Genomic DNA, 17197 nt, shown 5'->3' with positions numbered 1-17197 from the left:
CTGAAGTGGAGTTGCCAATCGGTATGCGCCGTACTATGACGTATGGTTAACCAAGCTCTCCGGTTGCGCCACGCAACGCAAGCTCCGTCGTTCCCGCCATTGGCGGGAACGACGGAGGGTGACTTAGGCGCGCTCAGCCACCCACGCCGTCACACCAGCCAGCGCCGCATCCAGCCCGCTCGGATCGGTGCCGCCGGCACGCGCCATGTCCGGACGTCCGCCGCCCTTGCCGCCCACTTGCTGGGCCACGAAGTTGACCAGCTCGCCTGCCTTGACCTTGGACGTGGCATCCGCCGTCACGCCCGCGATCAGGTTCACCTTGCCGTCAGCGACGCTGGCGAGCACGATGGCGGCCGTTTTCAGCTTGTCCTTGAGCTTGTCCATGGTTTCGCCCAGGCGCGCCGAATCGGCGCCTTCCAGGATCGCCGCAACGACCTTGATGCCATTCACGTCCACCGCCTGGGTCACCAGTTCATCGCCCTGCCCTGCCGCCAGTTTCGACTTCAGTGCGGCCAATTCCTTTTCCAGCGACTTGACGTGATCCTGCACCTGCGCGATGCGGTTGCTCAGTTCGTCCGGGGTGGTTTTCAGTGCGCCAGCGGCTTCCTGCACGCGGCGATTGAGCGACTGCACCAGCGCCAGCGCGCCTTCGCCGGTGACGGCTTCGACGCGGCGGATACCCGCTGCGACGCCGCCTTCGCCGATGATCTTGAAGAGACCGATGTCGCCGGTGCGGCCCACGTGAACGCCACCGCACAGCTCTTTGGACGAACCGATATCGAGCACGCGCACTTCGTCGCCGTACTTCTCGCCGAACAGCGCCATGGCGCCATGCTTGACGGCGTCGTCGAACGTCATGTTATGCGCCTGCGTCGCCTGGTTTTCCAGGATTTCGCGGTTGACGATCACTTCGACCTGGGCGATCTGGTCGGCCGTCAGCGGCGCGTTATGCGAGAAGTCGAAACGGGTGCGGTCCGGATCGACCACCGAACCTTTTTGCGCCACATGCTCGCCCAGCACTTCGCGCAGCGCCTTGTGCATCAGGTGCGTTGCCGAGTGATTGCGGATGGTGCGCGCGCGCTTGGCTTCGTCGACGTTGGCGTTGACCGTGTCGCCCACTTTGAGCACACCAGAGGTCAGCACGCCGTGGTGGCCGAACACGTCGGCCTGCACCTTGAGGGTGTCGGCCACGGTGAATGTAGCGCTAGCGGACGTGAGCACGCCCTGGTCGCCCACCTGGCCGCCCGATTCGGCATAGAACGGCGTGGTATCGAGCACCACGATGCCGCTCTGGCCGGCCGCCAGTTCCCGCACCGCGCTGCCGTCGGCGTACAGGGCCACCACGCGGCTGGCGTGCGCCAGGCTGTCGTAGCCGACGAATTTGTTTTTCTCGCCGCTGTATTCGACGTTTTTCTGCTTGGCCCCTCCAGCGCCCGCGCCGGCCAGTTCCTTCTGACGCGTCATGGCGACGTGGAAGCCCGCTTCGTCGAATTCGATATTGCGCTCGCGGCAGATGTCGGCGGTCAGGTCGAGCGGGAAGCCGTAGGTGTCGTACAGCAGGAAAGCGGTGGCGCCATCGAGCTTGCCGGCGTTCTTGGCCAACTGGGCTTCCAGCACTTTCATGCCGTTTTCAAGCGTTTTTCCGAAATTGACTTCTTCGCCTTCGATCATGCTGGCGACACGCGTCTTCACTGCGGCCAGTTCCGGATAGGCCGCGCCCATCTCGGTATTGAGGTCTTCCACCAGCTTGAAGAAGAACGGCTTGGTCTGGCCGAGCTTGTGGCCGTGGCGCAGCGCGCGGCGGATGATGCGGCGCAGGACGTAAGCACGCCCTTCACTGCCAGGAATGACGCCGTCGACGATCATGAAGGCCGATGCGCGGATATGGTCGGCGATCACGCGCAGCGATTTGTTTTCGAGGTCGGTGGTGCCGGTTTCGCGCGCGGCGGCCTTGATCAACGCCTGGAACAGGTCGATCTCGTAGTTCGAGTGGACGTGCTGCAGCACGGCGGCCAGGCGCTCCATGCCCATGCCGGTATCGACGCACGGCTTGGGCAGCTTGTGCATGACGCCCGCTTCGTCGCGGTTGAACTGCATGAACACCAGGTTCCAGATTTCGATGAAGCGGTCGCCGTCTTCATCGGGCGAGCCTGGCGGGCCGCCGGGAATGTCGGCGCCGTGGTCGTAGAAGATCTCGGTGCACGGGCCGCATGGGCCGGTGTCGGCCATCTGCCAGAAGTTGTCCGACGCGTAGCGCGCGCCCTTGTTGTCGCCGATGCGGATGATGCGCTCTTTCGGCACGCCCACTTCGTTGGCCCAGATATCGTACGCTTCGTCATCTTCCATGTAGACGGTGACGGTCAGCTTCTCGGACGGCAGGCCGTATACCTTGGTCAGCAGCTCCCAAGCGTAGTTGATGGCGTCGCGCTTGAAGTAGTCGCCGAAGCTGAAGTTACCCAGCATTTCGAAGAAGGTGTGGTGACGCGCGGTGTAGCCGACGTTTTCCAGGTCATTGTGCTTGCCGCCGGCGCGCACGCAGCGCTGCACGGAGGTGGCGCGCGTGTACGGACGGCTGTCGGTGCCGGTAAACACGTCCTTGAACTGCACCATGCCGCTATTGGTCAGCATCAGGGTGGGATCGTTGCCCGGTACGAGTGAACTCGAACGGACAATCGTGTGGCCTTTGGATTCGAAGAACTTCAGGAATTTGTCGCGGATTTCGGATGATTTCATGTCGTATGGGCGTAAGAAGGCAGCATGCTATAAAAAAACGATTATAGCGTATGGAACTGGAGTCAACACCCGGCGAGGCAGCGGGGGCCGCCGCTCAAGCGAAATCCGGCCCGATCAGGTCGATGCGGTCGGTGCAGAAGGCGTCCACGCCCCAGCCCAGGATCTCGCGGGCGCGCGCAGGATCATTGACGGTGTAGCAAAACAGCCCATAGCCGGCGTCCTTGATCCGATGCGCCAGCGCCTCGTCGAGGTGCTTGTGGTTGGTATGGATCGCCACCACGGCCAGTTCGCGGGCCTGGGCTTGCCAGCCCTCGTCCATGCGATCGAGCAGCAAGGCGCGCGGCAGCTCGGGCGCCGCCTCTTGGGCAGCGGCCAGCGCCACCGGGCTGAAGGACGACAGCAGCGGTATCTGGCGCGGGGCGTCCTGGGCAATTTCGAGCCCGAACAAGGCGCGCGTGAGGCTGGCGACCACCCTGCCCGTTTCCTCCTCGAATCCGGGGGCGGGCTTGATCTCGATATTCATCCAGATGCCATTGTCCTTGCAAAACTGGACGAACTGGGTGAACAGGGGCACCGTTTCGCCCCGGTACTGGGCGCTGAACCAGTTGCCGGCGTCCATGGTGACCAGTTCGGCGGCGTCATAGTCGAACACATTGCCCGAACCGGCGATGGTGCGTCCGAGATAGGGGTCGTGCATCACGACCGGCACGCCGTCGCGCGCCAGCATGACATCGAATTCGACGGCGCGAAAGCCGTGCGCCAGGCCGCAGCGCAGGCCGGCGATGGTGTTTTCGGGCGCGAGTTTGCCGCCGCCGCGGTGCGCGAGAGAGGTAGGGTAAATCCACATAAGCACAATCGTAACATGCTCCGGAGCCACGCCGGGTTCGGGTATTTGACGCCGAGCCCGAATGCGGCACCGAATCAGTGCAAAACGAACGGCTTACAAATACGACGCCCCCAACATCTGATCCTTAGCGGCAGGAGCCATCCTTTAATAATACCAATCGAATCACGCTTGAGAAATCTCAGCATCGCCAATTTTTCTTCTCGTAACATTCCTGTAGCCAATATTGGCTGCGACAGGAGAAACACCATGCAGGTATTAAATGTCGAAGAGATTATGATGGTATCGGGCGGCAAGGCGAGCCCTCGCAGGTTCGATATGATCCCGCAAGCGCAGTCGGAGTGGGGAAGGGTAGCGAATGACGTCTTTAACGGTCTCGGGGAACTGGGCTCATCCATCGGAATAGGTTTATACGATCTCCTCCATTAATATCGCCTTCGAGGGACCGTATCGGCGACAGATATCGCGCCACAGCATGTGGCGCGATATCTCACAGAAATTACAACATTACATATGCAATAACATTATCATCGACAAGATGAGCGAGGCAATTGCATGAAATTTAAGATCCTGTTTCTGATACTAACCTTCAGCATGATTGTACGAACCACATTATTTAACGTACTTAGCACATACTGGCGCGACTCGACGTATTACGCGGAACACGTAGCTATCATAGCCATGTTTGTTGCCATGACCGTGACAAGCGTTATTCAATTCGGACTCAACAAAAAAAAGCTCGCCATCATCTTGGGCAAGGTGACAACACCGTCCCACATCCTTCTATCAATCACCGTGGCAGTTCTATTACTCATGTTAACTTTTGGCGAAAGTGCAGCTTTTACATTGTCACTCGCGCAATATAATATCCAAAATGCATACGACTTAGGCAAATTTCACGCCGAGACATACGACTCGCATTCGTTTTTCTCGCCGCCGATCTTGGTCTTCATTTTTTCGAGCGTAATTCTTCCCGCAATATTTGAGGAAATATTTTTCCGAGGATTAGTTTTTCGCTCACTGTACAAAGAACATTCCTTTTTTAAAAGCGCAGTATGGACCGCTGTTTTCTTCACATCTGTACATTTCCTGAAGCCTGTCTATATAAGTACATTTCTATTTTCACTTGTACTTTCCTACCTCTATGCGGCCACACGTTCTTTGCCAAGCTGTATGATCGCGCATGCCACCTTCAATTTTTTAGCGTTTATCAATCAACATTATTTCGATTTCCATCGAATCAGAGACGTTAGCCAGATAAGTCACTTACACGATTGGATTCCTCAGTTTGCCATGCTCGGATTCTCCCTGATTGCGTTTAGCTTGCTCGTCCTCTGGTTTAAAGACGCAATCAAACAGGCTGCTCTTCCACAACTACCCTCAACAACATAGCGTTGCGCGGCGCCCAAAACCGTCGTCATCCCGATAGCACAAGCGGACTGCCCCGATACTGCACAAACTACTGCGCAATATCACCCCGAACTCGGCCGCCTGAAAGACGCGTGCCCGATTTGTGGACATGTCCAGATGCACATACTTAATCACTGTTGCAGGCCGCATCAGACGGATCACTCTACGCCGCGGCTGCACGCGGCGCCTCTTACGGCATGCGCATGAACGACAGCGGCGAACAGAGGTACACGAAGGCAGCGGCATTGCATGCCACCGTGACCCAGAAGGCGACTTGAAACGGCCGCTTGGACGACTTGTGCCGCAGCCACTGCTGCGCCAGCACGGCGCCCGGCCAGCCGCAGCCCAGGCCGAGCAACAGCAAGGTGCGTTCGGGTGTGCGGTAGCCGCCGCTGCGCGCCGCCGCCTTGTCCATCGCGTACAGCGCAAAACAGGCGCAGCTCGCCACCAGATACAGCACGCCCAACGACAGCGGAATGTCCCAGGCCAGCACGGCGCCCCCGAACACGGCGGCAAACATCAGGATCGACAGATAAGGCATCAGGGTGGCCGTCAGTAAAAAAACGCCAGCTTAGAGTGCACGGGATCGCCGCGCAATCATTTCCACTGAATCGAGGAAAATTGCCTTATTATCAGCTTTAACGACACCACGGTGCGCTAGCGTACAGATGGCAACCACGCTGCAGCCTAAGCTCCGGCATCGGCCTCGCGCAAACCAGCGCAGCGATGCTTTTCTAATTCACGTGGAGGGTGTATGGCTTTCGATTTAGGTAATCTACTTCAGCAATACCTGGGCGGCGCGGCCAACAGCAATGGCGCGCGCGCACTCGACGACTTCGACCAGGTGGCGCAGAACGCGCCGCGCGGCACGATGGCCCAGGGCGTGTCGGAAGCTTTGCGGTCCGACCAGACCCCGCCATTCCCGCAGATGATCGGCCAGCTGTTCGGCCATAGCGACGCCAACCAGCGCGCCGGCATGCTCAACCAGCTGATCAGCAACGTCGGCCCCGGCCTGCTCAGCTCGATCGCGGGCGGCGCCTTGGGCAACCTGTTCCGTGGCGGCGAGACGCCGGCCGCGATCACGCCTGAACAAGCGGCCCAGCTCACGCCGGCGCAAGTCCAGCAAATCGCGGAAGACGCCGAACGCAACAACCCGGGCATCGTCGATCGCATGGGCGACTTTTACGCCGAACACCCGACCCTGGTCAAGACCATCGGCGGCGCGGCGCTGGCCATCGTGCTCGGCCGCGTGGCCGAAGGCATGCGCCACTAAGCAATTTTCAGATTCAATTCTTCACCCACACACAAAAAGAGGTTACACATGGGCATTCTCAGCAATATTTTCCACAAAATCTTCCCGTCGTCGCACCCTGCCGTGCAGCCAACGTCGACCCAGGCCGTACCGCCGGCATCGATGCAATCGGCTGGCGTAGCGCCGGGCGCGCCTGCCCAGGCAGCGGTTGCGCCACCGGCAGCGCCGATGGAACAGGTCGATGTCGAAGCCATCCTCAGCGGCATGCCGCAAAGCCAGAGCCTGAACTGGCGTACCTCCATCGTCGACCTGCTCAAGTTGCTGAACCTGGACAGCAGCCTGCAATCACGCAAGGAACTGGCCCACGAGCTCGACTACACGGGCGACACCAGCGATTCGGCATCGATGAATATCTGGCTGCACCGCCAGGTGATGAACAAGCTGGCGGCCAACGGCGGCAAAGTACCGGCCGACCTGAAGGACTGATCCGCGCTGGCGGGACTGCGGTCCCGCCGCCAGCCAGACGAAAAAAACGCCGCCGGGCGATCAAGCCGGCGGCGTTTTTCGTTGGCGCTGAATGCTTATACGAACAGCTTGTCGTACGCGGCCAGCAAGGTCTGGTGCATGGCGCTGCCCTGCATGTCGGTGCCGAGCGTTTCCAGCCCGACGATGCGTTCGCTGCGGTCGAGCAAGACCTCGGCCAGGCGCACCGTCTCTTCGCCGTACAGCAAGACCATCGAACGGCGGCAATTCTTCACGTCTTCCACATTGCGCATGCTTTCGATGCAGCGCTACACCAGACGGCGACCCGGCGCCAGGTCCTTGGCCGGAGGAAGCGGAACGCATGCTACAGCAACAAAAACGACAACCGGGACCAAACATCGCAAAGCCGGGGTCTGACCTGGGTCTGACCTCTGATTACGGCATTAGGGTCTGACCTCTGATTAGAAATCTTTCTAATCAGAGGTCAGACCCCGGTTAAGCAACACTTGGCCCCGGAAACGCGACGCCGGTCCAGGACCGGCGCGGCACGGAGACTTTAGGCTTTCTTGTTGCGGCGAACGGTGGCGCCGACGATTGCCAGGCCCAGCAGGAACAGGGCGTAGGTTTCCGGCTCAGGAACCGGGGTCACGTCGACCGACACGGCGTCGAGGTAGGAACCGTAGGTTGGCGACGAGGTCGGGCCGACCGATTCAAAGCGCAGCTTGGTCAGCGGGCTGGTGGCAACCAGGTCGGTGATGCTGAACAGGTTCCACTGGCCGCTGGTGCCGCCCATCAGCAGCGAATCGTTCAGCTTGGTGTCGCCCCAGTACACATTCATCGCGCTGTTGGCGTGACCGGCGGTGTCCGGACGGCCCGAGTAAGCGAACGATACCGAATAGGTGCCGGCTACCGAGGTGTCGATCATCTGCCATACCGAGCTCAGGCCGGTGCTGTTCAGTTCCAGGTACTGGCGGCCATTGGCTGCGTACGGATTGAAACCGGCGGCGCCGCCCTGCTTGGCACCCTTTTGGATTTCAAACATGCCGTTGCTGGAATTCCAGCCGGTCACGGCATTGAAATTCTGCCACGAACTGGCGGTCTTGTTGACTTCAAAGCTGCCATTGACCACGAGGTCGGCGCGCGCTGCGCCACTGGCGAACATGGCGGCGGCAAACAAACCGCTCAGGAAAACTGATGATTTCATGTACATCCTAAAAGTGATTACTAAAACGAAAGTATTGTTACGTAATTGATAGCGAATCATATCATTGATCCATATCATCTTTATAGCCCGTTAACAAAAATTTCCTGTTTGCTAGCAATTTCTCCTTGTTTTTTGCCATCGAATGCGCACATCCAACGACAAACTGAACTTTTCCGCGCCGCCCGGTATCTAATTTCCAAAATTGCCTAAATGTTATGAGTGAGCTTATGCCATCAATCGACATCGACGCAGCACACCAAGCGCTTGCCCTCTGGGGCGGGCTCGAATGTACGGTCAATCGCGTGGGAGACAACTACTTCAGCCAGATAGAAAGAAACGGCCATCACGGCCGCGCCGACGATGTGGCGCGCTTCAGTTCACTGGGAATCAGCGCCATCCGCTACCCCCTGCTGTGGGAGCGCCTGGCGCCAAGCGGCCTGGCCAGCGCCGACTGGTCCTGGGCCGACGCGCGCCTGAACGCCCTGCGCGACGCCGGCATCGTCCCCATTGCCGGGCTGGTCCACCACGGCAGCGGCCCGCGCGACACTTGCCTGACCGATCCCTCGTTCGCAACCCGCCTGGCCGGATACGCCGGCGCCGTGGCCGCGCGCTACCCCTGGATCGACGCCTACACGCCCGTCAACGAACCCCTGACCACCGCGCGTTTCAGCGGCTTGTACGGCCTCTGGTATCCACACGGGCGCGCCGACCGCATCTTCGTGCAAGCGCTGCTGATCCAGTGCCGCGCCACCGTGCTGGCCATGCGCGCGATCCGGCGCGTCAACCCAGGCGCGCGCCTGGTGCAGACCGACGACCTGGGCAAAACCTACAGCACGCCCGCCATGGCGCGCTGCGCCGCGTTCTACAACGAGCGACGCTGGCTGGCCTGGGACTTACTCTGCGGCAAGGTCGGCCCGGAGCATCCACTGTGGAACTACCTGACGGGCCACGGCGCCCAGCCGGCCGAGCTGCTCTGGCTGCGCGACCATCCCAGTCCGCCCGACCTCATCGGCGTCAATTACTACGTGACCAGCGAACGCTGGCTCGACCACCGGGCCGAGCGCTACCCGGCGCACTTTCGCGGCCATGCCGATGGGATGCCCTGCGCCGATATCGAAACCGCGCGCGCCCTGGCCACGCCCACGCCCGGCATCGGCCCGCTGCTGCAAGAAGCATGGGACCGCTACCGCATCCCGCTGGCGGTCACCGAAGCGCACATCGACGCCAACCGCGAAGACCAGTTGCGCTGGCTGCTCGAGGTGTGGGAAGCGGGCCAGCAAGCCCGGCGCAACGGCATCGACCTGCGCGCCGTCACCGTCTGGGCACTGCTCGGCGCGTTCGACTGGAACAGCCTGGTCACGCAAAGCCGCGGCTACTACGAGCCGGGTCCGTTCGACGTGCGCTCGCCGCTGCCGCGCCCCACCGCGCTGGCGGCCATGATGCGCGAACTGGGCAGCGGCCAGGCGCCCTCGCACCCGGTGCTGCGCGGCCAGGGCTGGTGGCGGCGCGCCGGGCGCTGCCTGTGCCCGCCCGTGGCCACGCCCGAAGCGCCGACCTCGATCACGGCCGACGGCCACAGCCTGGTCGGCACGGCCTCGGCGCCGATCCTGATCACCGGCGCCACCGGCACCCTGGGACGCGCCTTCGCCCGCATCTGCGCGCGCCGCAACCTGGCGTACCGCCTGCTCAGCCGCCAGGACATGGACATCGCCGACCCGGTCTCCGTGGAGCAAGCCATGCAGCGCCACCATCCCTGGGCCGTCATCAACGCCAGCGGCTACGTGCGGGTGGACGAGGCCGAAAACGACGTGGCGCGCTGCTTTCGCGACAACGTCGCCGGCCCGGCGGTCCTGGCCGCCGCCTGCGCGCGCCATCAGGTGCACCTGACTACCTTTTCCAGCGACCTGGTATTCGACGGACAACAGCAGTGTCCGTATGTGGAAAGTGACGACGTCGCGCCGATCAACGTGTATGGCAAGAGCAAGGCAGCCGCCGAGCGCACCGTGCTCGACCTGCACCCGGCGGCGCTGGTGGTTCGCAGCAGTTCCTTTTTCGGCCCCTGGGACGGCTACAACTTCGTGACCCAGGCCTTGGCCAGCCTCGAAAGCGGCTCTCCATTCGCGGCCGCCGCCGACATCACGGTCACGCCGACCTACGTGCCCGACCTGGTCCACGCCTGCCTTGACCTGGCCATCGACAAGGAATGCGGGGTCTGGCACCTGACCAACGGCCATCCGCTCACCTGGCTGGAACTGGCCAGCATGGCGGCCCGGCAAGCCGGGGTGGATGCCAGCCGGCTCGAAGCGCAATCGCGTGCCGGCTGCGGCTACATTGCCGCGCGCCCGGCCTACAGCGCGCTGCACACCGAGCGCGGCATCCTGCTGCCGGGGCTGGACAGTGCAATCGGCCGTTTTTTGCAGATGCGCGGCGAGAGCGTCGAACGGGAACAGGCGATCCACTGCACCGAGACACGCCAGCAAGCCAAGACGGGGAGGCGCCACCAGGCCAATTGATGGCCTTTGATCAGAGCACCTGAGCGGACTTGCTTAAACGAGCGGCCAGAACCACACTTCCGTGGCTTGCCAGTAGCATTCGGTGCCGCAGCTAAGCAGCCCGGCGTTGTGCGGGGCGGGGAAGATGATATCGATGTGCCCTTGATCCGGCCCGCCCTCGCCGTCGATGCGCCAGAACGAGACAATGCCGCTGCGCGTGCCGATGGCCTCGCGCGCCTGGCCGCCGCGGTACACTTCCGGCAATCCCAGCAGATTACGGCGTTGCAGCAGGATCGACAGGCGCGCGTGGCCGGGTTCGATCAGGCTGCCCTTGTGCTCCCCCTTGAGGATGGCCAACCGGCCGGGGATGCGCATGCCGGAACGCACCAGCGCCAGGCTGACGCGGGTGGCGCAGGTATCGTGATAGGCGGACACCTCGATCAGGGCATCCCAGCCGATCGCCTTGTACAGCGTGGCGCGGTCGACGCTCGCGCGGGCGGGGTAGTTGTCGCGCACGGTGAAAAACGAGGGCTTCATGCTGGAACTCCGATGAGGCGGCAGGTCAGTCATATTGCCTCGCGGATATAACCTACCGTTTGCGCTGCCGCAAGTTTCATTACCTCCCCACCCGTACGCACTCAAGCCTCACCGGCGCACACTCCCGCCGCACCCGCCCACCCTCCCGTCATACCGGCCCACCCTTTCGTCACACCCGCGCCCCCTTTCGTCGCCCCCCCCCGCAGGCGGGTGCCCAAGTTCCCAGCTCAGCCACCGATATCAAACACACCGTCCCGGCAGCACCACCACACCTGGCCGCCCTTCCCCGTTGTTATTTACAGGCCCCCCTCTCCCGCCGCACCCACGCACGCTTCCGTCGCACCCACCCTCGCTTCCGTCGCACCCACGCACGCTTCCGTCGCACCCGCGCACACTTCCGTCGCACCCGCGCAGGCGGGCGGGTGCCCAGGTTCCCAGCTCAGCCATCCACATCAAACACACCCCCCAGGCGGCAGCACCACACCGCGCCGCCCCTCCCACTGTTATAGAATGGCAAGAGCGATCAACTACCCGACAGGCCCCCACCCGTGCAAGAGCAACACGCCTTCCCCTTCCTGAGGGAAATCCTCCTGTTCCTCTCGCTCGCAGGCATCCTGATTCCCACCCTGCAACGGCTACGCATCAACCAGGTGCTCGGTTTCCTGGCCGTGGGTGCCCTGCTCGGCCCGTTCGGCCTGGGCCTGTTCGCGGACACCCACCCCTGGCTGGCCTACCTCACCTTTCCGCGCGCCGAAGGCGTGGTCGCCCTGGCCGAACTGGGCGTCATGTTCCTGATGTTCATGATCGGTCTGGAACTGTCGGCCGCCCGCCTGTGGGCGCTGCGGCGCTGGGTATTCGGCGCCGGCACGGCCCAGGTCTGCATCAGCGCCGCCCTGCTCGGCACCGTCATCTACCTGCTGGGCTACCGCGCGGAAAGCGCCGTCATCCTCGGCATGGTGCTCTCGCTCTCGTCCACCGCCGTGGTCATGCAGTTGATGAACGAACAGCACAGCACCAACACCCCGCTCGGCCAGGCCGGCTTTTCGATCCTGATGCTGCAGGATCTGGCGGTGGTTCCGCTGCTGATCCTGATCGGCGTCATGGCCAAGGGCGAAAGCGACGGCATCGTCTCGCTGGTGGCCATCACCATGCTCAAGGCCGCGGCCGCCATCGCCCTGATCTACCTGGTCGGCGGGCGCCTGATCCACCCCCTGTTCCGCATTTTCACGCGCCACCGCCAGCCCGACGTCTTCATGGCGCTGGTGCTGCTCACCACCCTGGGTATCGCCGGCCTGAGCGCGGCGGCGGGCCTGTCGATGGCGCTCGGCGCCCTGATCGCAGGCCTGCTGCTGGCCGAAACCGAATTCAAGCACGAGGTCGAACTCATGGTCGAGCCCTTCAAGGGCTTGCTGATGGGTTTGTTCTTCATGACGGTCGGCATGGGCATGGATGCGCGCCAGATCATCGATGCGCCCCTGTGGCTGGCCGGCGCCGTGTTCGGCCTGATCGCGATCAAGGCGGCTGTCATCGCCGTGCTGTTCCGCATCGGCGGCTTGAGCTGGGGCCGTGCCGTCGAAGGCGGCCTGCTGCTCGGCCAGGGCGGCGAGTTCGCCTTTATCGTGATCGGCTACGCCACCGCCAGCAAACTGGTCGACGCCGACCTGGGCGCGCGCGTCATGCTGGCCGTGGGCCTGTCCCTGTTCGTCACGCCCCTGCTGGCACGCCTGGGGCGCGACATCGGCACGCGCTGGGAGCCGCGCGACGACGAACAGGCAGCCACGCCCGACCAGGCCGCCCTCAAGGCAGCGCGCGGCCACATCATCATCGCCGGCTTCGGACGCGTGGGCCAGCAACTGGCCAAGCTGCTCACGGCAGAAGGCATCGGCTACATCGCCTTTGAAAACGATGCGCGCCTGGCCACCAAAATGCATGGCGAAGGCTTGCCGGTCTACTTCGGCAATGCCGCGCGCGCCGAACTGCTGCGCCACGTGAACGCGGGCGAGGCGCCGGCGATCGTGCTGACGATGGACCATCCCGCCTCGGCCCTGCACGCGGTGCGCGGTATCCGGCGCGAATTTCCCGACGTGCCGCTGCTGGTGCGCTCGCGCGACGAACAGCACGCGCGCGCGCTGAAACGCGCCGGCGCCACCATCGTGGTGCCCGAAACGCTGGAAGCGAGCTTGCAGCTGTCCGCCTTCGTGCTCGAAGCCCTGGGCATGGACGAGGAACGGGTCGACCGCATCGTCGACGGTGAACGCGACCTGTTCCTGGCAACGCTGGACGCCGAAATCCGTACTCATCCATGAAACGGGGTGCGATAATCGGCTCATGAAAAACCTGGTCTTGCGCCTGTCGATCCTGTGCGCGCTGCTGCTTGCCAAGCCCACGGTGGCCGAAGTGGTCACTGTCTACACCAGCGCCGGTTTCGCGCCGCTGATGCTCGGCGACGGGCGCGGCATGTACCCGGACCTGATCGGCTACCTGAACCAGCGCAAGCTGGGCAAGCTCACGTTCAAGCTGCAATACATGCCGCGCAAGCGCTTGCAGGTCAAGCTCGAAGACGGCAGCATCGACGGCATGGTCATCGGCATGATGCCCGAATGGTTCGACGACGTGGACCGGAAAAAGTACCTGTGGTCGGCGTCGTTCGCCTCCGACCGTTACGCGCTGGTGTCGCTGGCGGCAAAACCGGTCAGCCCGGACGCACCGGCCGGCCTGGTAGGGGCCTCGGTCGGCGTCACCCTCGGCTACCACTATCCCGGCATCGACGGCTGGCTGGCCAGCTCGCGCATGTTGCGCAGCGAAGGCGCAAGCGACGAGAAAAACCTGGAAAAGCTGCTGCTCGGGCGCCTCGAGTGCGTGATCGTGGCCGAATCGATGGCCCGCTACTTCATCCGCGCGCACGGCATGTCGTCCAGGCTGCACGTGGCCATCCTGGCCAGCCCGCCCACCGAGCGGCGCATGCTGGCGCCGCACAACTACGCCGCCGCCTTCGGCCGGATCGCGCCGGTGCTCAAAAAACTCAAGGACGATCCGGCCTGGCAGCGCATCGTCGCCACCTACCAGTAATTTACCGGAGTACCTTGAGCGCGGCCTGCACGCCCCACCACGCGGCTTCCTCGAACACCGAAAAACCCGACAGGTCGGCGTGCGCGAACACGATCGGCCCATCGGCTTCGCGCAAGGCCTTCAGGCCCGCATTGCTGCGAAAGCCCGGCAGCGGCGCCGCCATCGCGTGGCCGCGCAGGGTGATGTCGACCCGCTCCACGCAGGCCGCGAATTTCCAGCCGTAGGCGCTTTTCAGGTCGGCGCTGGCCAGCGCCACCAGGTCGTCGGCGCTGGCCGTCATCATCCACTTGCGCGCCGCGTCGGGCGTGCGGTCCGACAGCGCCACGTAGGCGGAAAATACGGTCCTGGCCGGCGGCGCCACGCGGATATCCTGGTGGGTCGAGACCACGTAGCCCAGCCCCGGCTCCTGGTACACCACGTTATCCCACGCCAGCGGCGCGTGGGGCAGCTCGCGCGGAAAATCCTTCATGAGGAAATTGGCCACCATCCACGGCGCGTACGATGGCGTGTGGCGCTTCGCATCGAAGCCCAGGGCGGCGATATCCTCGACCACGCGCGCGGCCACGTACAGCGGCATCGCGCAGATCGCCTTGCGCGCCCGCACCAGCACACTGCGCGCCACGCCGCCCTCCAGCGTGAAGCACAGCGCTTCCACGCCAGCCCCGCTGCGCTTGAGCGACACCGCGGTGCCGGCGTGGCGCCGCACGCCTGACGCGGCGGCCAGTTTGTCGGCCACCACCTGCATCCCGCCCGGCCAGGTGAGCCAGGCCCCGTTGCCGGCGTTGGCCGCCTGGCCCCAGCGGCTGCAATAATAATGCAGCCCGGCCCACGCCGAGACCTTGTCGTAGCGGGTGCCGTAGTCGTCGCGGCAGCAGTAGTTCAGGTACCAGTGCAGGGTCGGCGAGCGGTAGCCCTGCTGGTCCAGCCAATCCTTGAGCGTGATGCGGTCGAGCGCATCGAAGGCCGGGTCGAGGGACGAGGTCACGGTGGGGAAGACAAACACGCGCTTGCCGTCCGCCCCGCGCAGCTTGCGCAGGCGTTCGACCTCGGCGAAAAAGCGTTTGTGCTCGGCCAGTTCGTCCGCGCTCACGCCGTCGGTCGGAATGAAGCCTTCCTGCCAGCGCCCGTTGAACAGCAGGCGCTCCTCCGGCCCGTGCAGGATATAACGCTCGTCGTAGTACGGTTTTTCGCCGTACGGGTCGCGCTCGATGATGCCCAGGTCGAACAGGATCTCGCGCACATGCACCGACTCCGGCGACGGCAGCGGCAGATAGTGGCCGCCGGTCGGATAGGCCAGCTCGCCAAAATGGCCGCCGGCGGCATTCCCGAACGGCTGCGGTCCATCGATCATCAGCACCTTGCGCTGCCCTTCGCGCTCCAGCTTCCAGGCCGCCGTGAGGCCGGCAATGCCGGAACCGAGGATCACGATATCGGTCTCGATTACCTCGCCAGGCGCCGGCAGCTTGCCGCGCTCGCGCAGATAATGACCTTCGGCGCGGCCCGGATAATGCACGGTGGGCGTGATCTCCAGCCAGCGCTGGAACCCGGCCGCGCTTACCGCCGCCGCCCCCGCGCCGCCGGCCAGTGCCAGGAATGAGCGCCGGTCCATCAGCGGATCACCCTGCGCCAGTCCTGCTCGAACTCGTGCACCAGCGACTGCGTATTGAGCCGGTTCGGCGCCATCTCCAGCCGCTGCATATCGGGCGGGAAGGCGAACATTTCGCGCGTGGTCGCTTCGTTCAGGTAGCGCATCGCCAGCCGGTAGCTGGTGGGCGGCACATACTCCTGCTCGGGCGATGCCATGATGAAGCCCCACTCGCCGAACGACGGCACATAGGCATGGTACGGCCAGGTGCGCATGCCGACGTCGCGCAAGGTGGCGTCGATGGTCCAGTAGGCGTGCGGCGCAAAAAAGGGCGAGGTCGATTGCACCACCACCAGCCCCTTGGCCGCCACGTGCTTTTTCACCATGCCGTAGAACGGCACCGAATACAGTTTGCCGAGCGCGAAGCTGGACGGGTCGGGAAAGTCGATGATGGCCGCGTCGAACATATCGCGCGTGCCTTGCAGCCAGATCGCGGCGTCGGCGTTGACGACTTTCACGCGCGGGTCGGAGAACGATCCGCCATTGAGCTTGACCAGCTCCGGGCGGGTGGTGAAGGCCCGCGTCATGGCCGGGTCCAGGTCGACCACGGTCACTTGCTTGATGTTCGGGTAGCGCAGGATTTCGCGCAGCGCCAGGCCGTCGCCGCCGCCCAGTACCAGCACGCTGCGCGCCCATGGCAAGGCTTGCAGGGCCGGATGGACCAGCGCTTCGTGATAGCGGTACTCGTCGCGCGAGGAAAACTGCAGGTTGCCGTTGATGTACAGGCGCATGTCATCCTTCCAGCGCGTGATCACCAGGCGCTGGTACGGGGTGCTGGTGGAGTACACGATTTCATCGCCGAACAGGCCATGTTCGCCCCACTGCACCATGCGGTCCGACAGGGCGAAGCCCGCCACCAGGAAAAACATCACCGAGCTGGCGCGCAGCACGCGCCCGCCGACGTTGGTCAGTTCGGCGCGGAACACGTACAGGGTCCAGAAACCCACGCCGACGTTGAGCATCCCGAACAAAAAGCCGGTGCGCACCAGCCCCACGTAGGGCGCCAGCACCAGCGGGAACAGCAGCGACACGGCCAGCGCGCCCAGGTAATCGAAGGTCAGCACGCGGCTCACCAGGTCATTGAACGCGGTATCGCGCGCGTTCAGCGCGCGCATCACGAGCGGCACTTCCATGCCGACCAGCGCGCCGATCATGAACACCAGCACGTACAACAGAGTGCGAAACGGGGCCGTCATCCACGAAAACGACATGAACAGCAGCGCCGCCGACACCCCGCCGATCAGGCCCACGGCCAGCTCGATGTCGATGAAGCGCGACAGCACATCCTCTTCGGCGACATACTTGGAAAAGTGGGCGCCGACACCCATGGCGAACAGGTAGCAGCCGATAATGGTGGAGAACTGAAGGATCGAATCGCCCAGCAAATAGCTGGACAAAGCGCCGGCAATGAGTTCGTAGGCCAGCCCGCAGGAGGCCACCACAAACACGGAAAGTATCAAAATTCGTTTGGTCATGTCGTGTTTTATGCTCTAAGATCGTCGTGCACTATCATTCTGACCATCTTTCT

General features: G+C 63.3%; 15 protein-coding genes. 7 read left to right on the top strand and 8 right to left on the bottom strand.

Going from position 1 to position 17197, the window contains the following annotated elements; all coding sequences use genetic code 11:
* Window positions 1-123: 123 nt before the first annotated feature.
* Both alaS and ugpQ read right to left on the bottom strand, forming a co-directional pair.
* Complete coding sequence (gene alaS, locus PO883_RS21920) at window positions 124-2733, bottom strand: alanine--tRNA ligase (protein ID WP_289311629.1); 2610 nt, start codon at window positions 2731-2733, stop codon at window positions 124-126.
* A gap of 94 nt (window positions 2734-2827) precedes the next feature.
* Window positions 2828-3580, bottom strand: a complete 753-nt coding sequence (gene ugpQ, locus PO883_RS21915) for a glycerophosphodiester phosphodiesterase (RefSeq protein WP_289311628.1) — start codon at window positions 3578-3580, stop codon at window positions 2828-2830.
* A gap of 168 nt (window positions 3581-3748) precedes the next feature.
* Between ugpQ and PO883_RS21910 the strand changes: the two genes are divergently transcribed.
* Window positions 3749-4006 carry a hypothetical protein gene (locus tag PO883_RS21910; protein WP_167094042.1) on the top strand — a complete coding sequence of 86 codons (258 nt, stop codon included), beginning with the start codon at window positions 3749-3751 and terminating at the stop codon, window positions 4004-4006.
* A 126-nt stretch (window positions 4007-4132) separates the two neighbouring features.
* Window positions 4133-4969 carry a CPBP family intramembrane glutamic endopeptidase gene (locus PO883_RS21905; RefSeq protein WP_289311627.1) on the top strand — a complete coding sequence of 279 codons (837 nt, stop codon included), beginning with the start codon at window positions 4133-4135 and terminating at the stop codon, window positions 4967-4969.
* Between the two features lie 208 nt (window positions 4970-5177).
* Here the strand turns inward: PO883_RS21905 and PO883_RS21900 are convergent, their stop codons facing one another.
* Complete coding sequence (locus PO883_RS21900) at window positions 5178-5528, bottom strand: DUF1294 domain-containing protein (protein WP_289311626.1); 351 nt, start codon at window positions 5526-5528, stop codon at window positions 5178-5180.
* A 213-nt stretch (window positions 5529-5741) separates the two neighbouring features.
* Between PO883_RS21900 and PO883_RS21895 the strand changes: the two genes are divergently transcribed.
* Together PO883_RS21895 and PO883_RS21890 are read left to right on the top strand one after the other, a co-directional pair.
* Window positions 5742-6260: a hypothetical protein gene (locus tag PO883_RS21895; RefSeq protein ID WP_289311625.1), complete on the top strand. Its 519-nt coding sequence runs from the start codon at window positions 5742-5744 to the stop codon at window positions 6258-6260.
* 48 nt (window positions 6261-6308) lie between these two features.
* Window positions 6309-6725, top strand: a complete 417-nt coding sequence (locus PO883_RS21890) for a DUF3597 domain-containing protein (protein ID WP_289311624.1) — start codon at window positions 6309-6311, stop codon at window positions 6723-6725.
* A 95-nt stretch (window positions 6726-6820) separates the two neighbouring features.
* Here the strand turns inward: PO883_RS21890 and PO883_RS21885 are convergent, their stop codons facing one another.
* The gene (locus PO883_RS21885; protein WP_289311623.1) at window positions 6821-7015 is read right to left on the bottom strand and encodes a hypothetical protein; all 195 of its coding nucleotides are present in this window, start codon (window positions 7013-7015) and stop codon (window positions 6821-6823) included.
* A gap of 263 nt (window positions 7016-7278) precedes the next feature.
* A complete protein-coding gene (locus tag PO883_RS21880; RefSeq protein ID WP_289311622.1) occupies window positions 7279-7926 on the bottom strand; it encodes a DUF642 domain-containing protein in 648 nt (215 codons plus the stop codon).
* A 227-nt stretch (window positions 7927-8153) separates the two neighbouring features.
* Here PO883_RS21880 and PO883_RS21875 point away from each other — a divergent pair, with 227 nt between their 5' ends.
* Entirely contained in the window at window positions 8154-10439 is a 2286-nt protein-coding gene (locus tag PO883_RS21875; RefSeq protein WP_289311621.1) for a family 1 glycosylhydrolase, read from the top strand.
* Between the two features lie 33 nt (window positions 10440-10472).
* Here the strand turns inward: PO883_RS21875 and PO883_RS21870 are convergent, their stop codons facing one another.
* Window positions 10473-10955: a T6SS effector amidase Tae4 family protein gene (locus tag PO883_RS21870; RefSeq protein ID WP_289311620.1), complete on the bottom strand. Its 483-nt coding sequence runs from the start codon at window positions 10953-10955 to the stop codon at window positions 10473-10475.
* A 548-nt stretch (window positions 10956-11503) separates the two neighbouring features.
* Between PO883_RS21870 and PO883_RS21865 the strand changes: the two genes are divergently transcribed.
* A complete protein-coding gene (locus tag PO883_RS21865; RefSeq protein ID WP_289311619.1) occupies window positions 11504-13261 on the top strand; it encodes a cation:proton antiporter in 1758 nt (585 codons plus the stop codon).
* Between the two features lie 22 nt (window positions 13262-13283).
* Window positions 13284-14024, top strand: coding sequence for an ABC transporter substrate-binding protein (locus tag PO883_RS21860; protein ID WP_289311618.1), 741 nt, complete (start codon window positions 13284-13286; stop codon window positions 14022-14024).
* A gap of 1 nt (window position 14025) precedes the next feature.
* On the opposite strand, the gene PO883_RS21855 is transcribed toward PO883_RS21860, so the two are convergent.
* Both PO883_RS21855 and PO883_RS21850 read right to left on the bottom strand, forming a co-directional pair.
* Entirely contained in the window at window positions 14026-15633 is a 1608-nt protein-coding gene (locus PO883_RS21855) for an NAD(P)-binding protein (protein ID WP_289311617.1), read from the bottom strand.
* On the bottom strand, window positions 15633-17144 hold the full coding sequence (locus tag PO883_RS21850; RefSeq protein WP_167094019.1) for a polyamine aminopropyltransferase: 1512 nt from the start codon (window positions 17142-17144) through the stop codon (window positions 15633-15635). Before PO883_RS21850 ends, PO883_RS21855 begins: the two co-directional genes overlap by 1 nt.
* Between the last annotated feature and the right edge of the window lie 53 nt (window positions 17145-17197).

The sequence above is a fragment of the Massilia sp. DJPM01 genome (genome assembly GCF_030348125.1).
In the GTDB taxonomy this organism is placed as follows: Bacteria; Pseudomonadota; Gammaproteobacteria; order Burkholderiales; family Burkholderiaceae_D; genus Telluria_A; species Telluria_A frigida.
The sequence above is the reverse complement of the archived record's forward strand: the minus strand, read 5'-3'. Positions and strand labels throughout refer to the sequence as shown.

Coding starts and splice junctions, on each gene's coding strand:
- alaS (WP_289311629.1), bottom strand. CDS start 2,733: ATGAAATCATCCGAAATCCGCGACAAATTCCTGAAGTTCTTCGAATCC.
- ugpQ (WP_289311628.1), bottom strand. CDS start 3,580: ATGTGGATTTACCCTACCTCTCTCGCGCACCGCGGCGGCGGCAAACTC.
- PO883_RS21905 (WP_289311627.1), top strand. CDS start 4,133: ATGAAATTTAAGATCCTGTTTCTGATACTAACCTTCAGCATGATTGTA.
- PO883_RS21900 (WP_289311626.1), bottom strand. CDS start 5,528: ATGCCTTATCTGTCGATCCTGATGTTTGCCGCCGTGTTCGGGGGCGCC.
- PO883_RS21895 (WP_289311625.1), top strand. CDS start 5,742: ATGGCTTTCGATTTAGGTAATCTACTTCAGCAATACCTGGGCGGCGCG.
- PO883_RS21890 (WP_289311624.1), top strand. CDS start 6,309: ATGGGCATTCTCAGCAATATTTTCCACAAAATCTTCCCGTCGTCGCAC.
- PO883_RS21885 (WP_289311623.1), bottom strand. CDS start 7,015: ATGCGCAATGTGGAAGACGTGAAGAATTGCCGCCGTTCGATGGTCTTG.
- PO883_RS21880 (WP_289311622.1), bottom strand. CDS start 7,926: ATGAAATCATCAGTTTTCCTGAGCGGTTTGTTTGCCGCCGCCATGTTC.
- PO883_RS21875 (WP_289311621.1), top strand. CDS start 8,154: ATGCCATCAATCGACATCGACGCAGCACACCAAGCGCTTGCCCTCTGG.
- PO883_RS21870 (WP_289311620.1), bottom strand. CDS start 10,955: ATGAAGCCCTCGTTTTTCACCGTGCGCGACAACTACCCCGCCCGCGCG.
- PO883_RS21860 (WP_289311618.1), top strand. CDS start 13,284: ATGAAAAACCTGGTCTTGCGCCTGTCGATCCTGTGCGCGCTGCTGCTT.
- PO883_RS21855 (WP_289311617.1), bottom strand. CDS start 15,633: ATGGACCGGCGCTCATTCCTGGCACTGGCCGGCGGCGCGGGGGCGGCG.
- PO883_RS21850 (WP_167094019.1), bottom strand. CDS start 17,144: ATGACCAAACGAATTTTGATACTTTCCGTGTTTGTGGTGGCCTCCTGC.